Source organism: Paenibacillus sp. N119s (genome assembly GCF_059447605.1).
Genome location: NZ_JCAJRU010000297.1, coordinates 1 through 5248 on the forward strand (window position 1 = coordinate 1; position 5248 = coordinate 5248).

The 5248-nt window shown below is 45.4% G+C and carries 10 protein-coding genes; all 10 read left to right on the forward strand.

Annotated elements, in window-relative coordinates:
• The first annotated feature begins 217 nt into the window (after positions 1-217).
• Entirely contained in the window at positions 218-472 is a 255-nt protein-coding gene (locus AC5V8P_RS23115) for a helix-turn-helix transcriptional regulator (protein WP_064796764.1), read from the forward strand.
• A gap of 200 nt (positions 473-672) precedes the next feature.
• Positions 673-867: a hypothetical protein gene (locus AC5V8P_RS23120; protein WP_064796763.1), complete on the forward strand. Its 195-nt coding sequence runs from the start codon at positions 673-675 to the stop codon at positions 865-867.
• Between the two features lie 134 nt (positions 868-1001).
• Positions 1002-1517 (forward strand): helix-turn-helix domain-containing protein, encoded by a 516-nt coding sequence (locus tag AC5V8P_RS23125; protein ID WP_064796762.1) that lies wholly within the window; start codon positions 1002-1004, stop codon positions 1515-1517.
• 10 nt (positions 1518-1527) lie between these two features.
• On the forward strand, positions 1528-1809 hold the full coding sequence (locus AC5V8P_RS23130) for a hypothetical protein (RefSeq protein WP_064796761.1): 282 nt from the start codon (positions 1528-1530) through the stop codon (positions 1807-1809).
• Entirely contained in the window at positions 1806-2054 is a 249-nt protein-coding gene (locus AC5V8P_RS23135; RefSeq protein ID WP_064796760.1) for a hypothetical protein, read from the forward strand. Before AC5V8P_RS23130 ends, AC5V8P_RS23135 begins: the two co-directional genes overlap by 4 nt.
• Positions 2055-2285: 231 nt before the next feature.
• Positions 2286-2525: a hypothetical protein gene (locus tag AC5V8P_RS23140; protein WP_064796759.1), complete on the forward strand. Its 240-nt coding sequence runs from the start codon at positions 2286-2288 to the stop codon at positions 2523-2525.
• Positions 2526-2625: 100 nt separating this feature from the next.
• Positions 2626-3573: a YqaJ viral recombinase family nuclease gene (locus tag AC5V8P_RS23145; protein ID WP_064796789.1), complete on the forward strand. Its 948-nt coding sequence runs from the start codon at positions 2626-2628 to the stop codon at positions 3571-3573.
• Between the two features lie 10 nt (positions 3574-3583).
• Entirely contained in the window at positions 3584-4465 is an 882-nt protein-coding gene (gene recT / locus AC5V8P_RS23150; RefSeq protein WP_064796758.1) for a recombination protein RecT, read from the forward strand.
• Complete coding sequence (locus AC5V8P_RS23155; RefSeq protein ID WP_081276800.1) at positions 4462-4665, forward strand: hypothetical protein; 204 nt, start codon at positions 4462-4464, stop codon at positions 4663-4665. The genes recT and AC5V8P_RS23155 overlap by 4 nt, the downstream gene beginning before the upstream one ends.
• Positions 4666-4736: 71 nt before the next feature.
• The coding region (locus AC5V8P_RS23160; protein WP_495473905.1) for a replication protein at positions 4737-5248 on the forward strand (512 nt) is incomplete at its 3' end.

Here is a 5248-nt window from a genome sequence, read left to right on the forward strand (position 1 = left end):
AGCTTTTTCTTTTTTCTTCTATACGCAACTCTATCTCCGCGAAACACACAACTTCCCCCTAAACAATAATTATAAAAGTACATGTATATTGTACATCTAATATACCCTATATATAAAATAAGTACATTAACCTTGTATTTTATTGTTGACATACACCAATCTTGTACTTATAATAGAGCCATAGGTACAAGATTGGTGTACAAGAGAGGTGATAAATTTGAAAAATCACGCCCTAGCAGATGCTAGAAAAAAAAGCGGTCTAACTCAAGAAGAACTTGCATTTAAACTAGGTTATTCAAAGGCTACGGTAAGCAATTGGGAAAATGGTTATTCTAATCCTTCCCTTACAGATGCGTTTAAAATTTCCGAAATCCTAAAAGCCGATATCAACTATCTTTTTTTTGGACTAAAAGTACAGGTTCAGTATACATGCCAAAATAAAAGTACAAGAACACAAAAGGGGGCCGGTTAAATGAGTAAACCGTCAACTATGAGCGAAGAAGCTTGGCGGCGGACGCATAAACGGCTGGCACGCTACTGGATTAAATATAGTAGAGAATTAGCGGCACATATGGAGTAAAAAAAGATAAAGCATCATAGGAAGTTTAGCCTATGCGTTTTTACTGGATTCGTCCCACAGAAGTCTGTTGACACGGAAAGGAGGTGCAGAAATTGAATCGGCATTCTGGCGAGATTATCACGGTTCCTGAAATGGCAAGACGAATGAAAATTCGGAAGCAGGCGGCTTATGACATGGTTGAGGAGCCAGGCTTCCCTATATATAACATTGGCGGTGCTCGCGGCAAACGAGTCCTCTGGCCGGAACCTTTGGAATGGCTAAGAGAGAACAAGTCAGGGTCCATATGAATAGAAGAAACCCGTCGGGCTGTACCGGCTCCAGCGGGTTGAGGGGATACGGGGGGAAGAACTTACAACCTAATACTACATCAGCCCTCTGTCCGTAATAAACGTGTCATTCGGACAAAGGAGAGGAAAAAAACATGTCAATTGGACAGTTTGGTCCCAATCTTCAAGAGGTTCTGAAACGACGGGGGGAAACGCGTAACGCAGCCGGACAAGTTACCCACGTGGATGCTTCATTAATTGGAAAGATCATCAAAGGCTCCCGCAAACCATCGAAAGAGCTCATGCAAAAAGCTGCGGAGCATTATGATGACGGCCAGCTTTACATTGCAGCAGCCGGGGAAGTAACAGGCGGTGCCTTTGCTCCTTGGCTGGACAATGTAGACCTGCATAGGGCAAGTGTACTGTTCAAGACGGTTGAAGAAATGAGGGAAGTTCTTGTTCTGTCTGCTGAGGTTCCAATTAGCAAAACGGCTGACCAACTTACTGATTCTGAGCGCCAAAATATGAAACGTCTACTGATGGAGACGGTTGAAGCTATTACTGCTCTTACGCATTTCGCGGCAGTGTTATGTAAGGAGTATTCGTTTTCCTGGTTGGGTACTTGGAAGGAACACCGAGCTGACCTGAAGGCAAAAAAATATATGAAATGAGGAAACAGAAATGGAAATCGAGAGATTAGAGGATGAAGCCAAATTTGTTGCAGCAAACGCAGAGCACAATTTAAACATGATGCTGCAAAATCCAGAAATCGTTTCTGAGAGTCACCGTCAAAAAAGTATTGCTCAAGCAGCATTCATGATGAATCTTCATTTATATTTTCAAGAACAAAATAAAAATGCCCGCCGGGTAGGGCGGACACTTGCTTTGAGAACTCGTCTAAAGTCTCTTGTGCTGCTTATTTTATCTCCTTCTGCGGCAGAAAGCAAGGGTGACTGCATATGACACAGGTAATTAAGGAGCGCCTTATTCAAAACTTCATGGATAAGAAGGCAGCTACGCAGGCCAACACGGATGCAATAGAAGCTTTTCTGCAAGGGGGAGGCTCAGTGGTATCACCTGAATTTCGGGAGCTACTACAGGAGCGGGAAGAAGCGTACTTTCAATGGAACAATGCTTTGATGAGTTTGAACTTCCTTCCATCAGATGACAGAGCGCAATTTCTCGGCAACATATTGCAATCGACGTAGTGAGGATATAAGTGAGGACAGGCCATGTCGGCCTTGTCTTCGACCACCGGACGGTAATATAACCCTACTCCCGTTCGAGGGTCGAAGATGCGGCTGACGCATCACAAAGCAGCGGCACGATGGTACGTGTACACGCGATGGTGAGAATATCGGGCGGAAAACGACGGAGCGCGCCTGACTGCTGGTTCGAATCCAGTCTGCTTGAAATTACATACGGAAGGAGGAAACTTTGTGCAAGTTATTCAACGTTTGACCGTTGTCTCTAATCCAACAAGGATATTTGAAGTTGGGACGGAGCTAAACGGCTGTGAAGTCATTGAGATTAAGCAAGTCGGTACGGAGTATGAAAATAATGTCCATTCTGAATTCCATGTATTAGATGAAGAAGATGAGCTTATCGTCAGCATCGAGAATGCACCTGTGATCGTCGAGTATCGGCAGATCGTGGAACATGATGAAAGTGAAAAATGACCCGTTGCACCGGGTCACCTTGTCCTTTTGATAACTAAATATGTGAATACGGTCATCTTATCATGGGTGGCCGTTCCTAACAAGAGGGAGCGATATGTATATGGCTATGAATGTAGCTGCTATTACAAAAGGCATTGAGCGTGATGAATGGTTGAAATTGCGTAAACGCGGCATTGGTGGTTCTGATGCTTCTGCTGTCGCAGGGCTGAATCGATACAAGTCACCCGTTGGTGTCTTTTTAGAAAAAACGGATCAGATTGTGCCAGACGAACCAGGCGAAGCAGCTTACTGGGGCAATCAGTTAGAGGATTTAGTCGCTCGTGAGTTTATGAACCAAACTGGGTTGCGTGTGCAACGCAGCAATAAGATGTATCAGCACCCTACACATAAATTTATGTTGGGTAATGTGGACCGCCTGATTTTAGACAAAGGTGGTCGAGGACTTGGGATCCTGGAATGTAAAACGGCCAGCGCCTATAAGCTGAGCGAATGGGCCGACGATCAGGTTCCTGACGAATACGCCATTCAGCTCCAACATTACATGGCTGTGCTTGGTGTGGATTACGGGTATTTTGCCGTTCTGATCGGTGGTCAGAAATTTCAATACAAGCTGGTCGAACGAAACGAGGGCATTATTGATTCTCTCATACAGATCGAGGACGAGTTTTGGAACAAGCATGTAATTCCTCGGGTTCCGCCGATGGTAGACGGTAGCGCTGCTTCAACTGAGCTGCTAAATCGCTTGTATCCTGCTTCTCGGCCAGCGACAGAAATTACGCTGGAGAAGGATCAGGCATTGCTTGTGGACAAGCTCATTGCCGCTAAAGAAAACGCGCAAGCGGCTACGGAACAGGTCAAGCGATTGGAGAACGAGCTGAAAGCCGTGATGGGTGACCATGAAATGGCGGTTTATGACGGTGAGCCTCTGCTGACTTGGAAATCCAGCAGTACGACTCGTTTAGACTCCAAACGCTTGAAGCAGGAGCAGCCGCATATCTATGAAAAATATGCAAACACCACGTCTTCAAGACGTTTTTTGGTGAAGTAAGGAGGCAATTATGGCAGGACAACGCAGTGCCGGCAATCAATTGGAGAAGAAGCTGCAAGACAAGGCGACTGGAGCAAACAAAGCTCCAGCTCCTACACCTTCCCAAACTATTGCAGCCTATATGGATAAAATGAAACATCAGATCGCGGAGGCCATGCCGAAGCATATGAGCATTGATCGGCTCAGCCGTATTGCCCTGACGACGATTCGTACGAATCCGAAGCTACTGGAATGCTCTATGCCGTCACTCATGGGTGCGGTTATGCAAGCGGCACAACTCGGACTTGAACCTGGTCTGATCGGACATTGCTACATCATCCCATATAAAACGGAAGCCACATTCATCATCGGTTACAAAGGGATGATTGATCTGGCCCGACGGTCCGGAAACATCAAGTCTATTGCCGCTCACGAAGTCTATGAAAATGATTTCATTGAGCTGACATATGGGCTGGAAGAAAAATTGCAGCACGTTCCTTGGTTTTTGCGCAAGGACGCTCAACCTGCCGAGTCAGGGAAGATCATTGGGGCTTATATGGTTGCCAAGTTTAATGACGGCGGTCATTTCATCCACTATATGCCGATCAGTGAAATTGAAGCGCACAAAAAACGTTCCAAGGCATCAAACAACGGACCTTGGGTGACTGACTATACCGAAATGTGCAAGAAGACGGTTGTACGTTCCGGATGGAAGTGGCTACCCATCAGTGTGGAAATTGCTTCTGCGGTTACTCAGGATGAAACGGTGCGTAAAGATATCACTCCAAACGATGCACCATTTGTTTTTGATATGCCGCAAGAGCCGAATGAAGCTGATGAAAATTCGCCGAATAATACTGGTCCGAAGCAGCCTGCTGACGGATCGGGTCAGGATGAACTGGAATTTGAATGAGTTTTATAGATGAGATTACTGGCAAGCCGCTGTTACGCAGCATGATTGGTGAACACATTTGGCGGATTAAAGAGTCCGACCCTGTAGCCTTTAAGCGCGAGGTGCGAGAATACTTCGCGCAGGGCTATCCAGGTTGGACAGTGATTCGAGCTAAGTACCCTTATATATTTCTGCGGGATGGTAGGGAGCAGAGTGTGTAAATGATTCTGGGCGGTGTGAAGAAGCGAACGGTATTTATATATAAAACGCAAGAGATTAGGTGGTGAAGCCGGTGGACTCCAATGTAAATCCTCAGCCTACGGACGCACATATACGCATATCACATGAAATACATCGAGAGCTGATCCGGCGGAAGTTTACTCAGCGGCAGCGGGATATTATTGATTTTGTCCTCACGCTGAGCTGGGGATGCGGGAAGCCATCGGCTAAAATTCCTATGCTTAAACATTTTGAGCTATGTGGTGTTCGTAAGGAACATATCAAAAAGGAACTCAAAAAGCTGGTTGAAAATCATGTTCTGTTATGGGACGAGCACATGAATGTGTTCCAGATCAATAAGCACTATGACATGTGGACTGTCGATGTGGTGGAGCGATATGACCCCAAAATGATGAATGATTTAATCAAAATCAACATTGAAACTCATACCCCAAATCTCGGCAAACCAGTTACTAAAAAAGTAACTGAGTTACCAAAAAAGCAACCGATCCGAGTTACTAAAAAGGTAACTCAGTTACACAAAAGGCAACTGTTCAGTTACCAAAAAGGTAACTCACCAGTTAC

Bases quoted from the DNA above. Each gene is read 5' to 3' on its own strand.
- recT (WP_064796758.1), top strand. From the start codon at position 3,584: ATGGCAGGACAACGCAGTGCCGGCAATCAATTGGAGAAGAAGCTGCAA.
- AC5V8P_RS23135 (WP_064796760.1), top strand. From the start codon at position 1,806: ATGACACAGGTAATTAAGGAGCGCCTTATTCAAAACTTCATGGATAAG.
- AC5V8P_RS23125 (WP_064796762.1), top strand. From the start codon at position 1,002: ATGTCAATTGGACAGTTTGGTCCCAATCTTCAAGAGGTTCTGAAACGA.
- AC5V8P_RS23130 (WP_064796761.1), top strand. From the start codon at position 1,528: ATGGAAATCGAGAGATTAGAGGATGAAGCCAAATTTGTTGCAGCAAAC.
- AC5V8P_RS23145 (WP_064796789.1), top strand. From the start codon at position 2,626: ATGGCTATGAATGTAGCTGCTATTACAAAAGGCATTGAGCGTGATGAA.
- AC5V8P_RS23155 (WP_081276800.1), top strand. From the start codon at position 4,462: ATGAGTTTTATAGATGAGATTACTGGCAAGCCGCTGTTACGCAGCATG.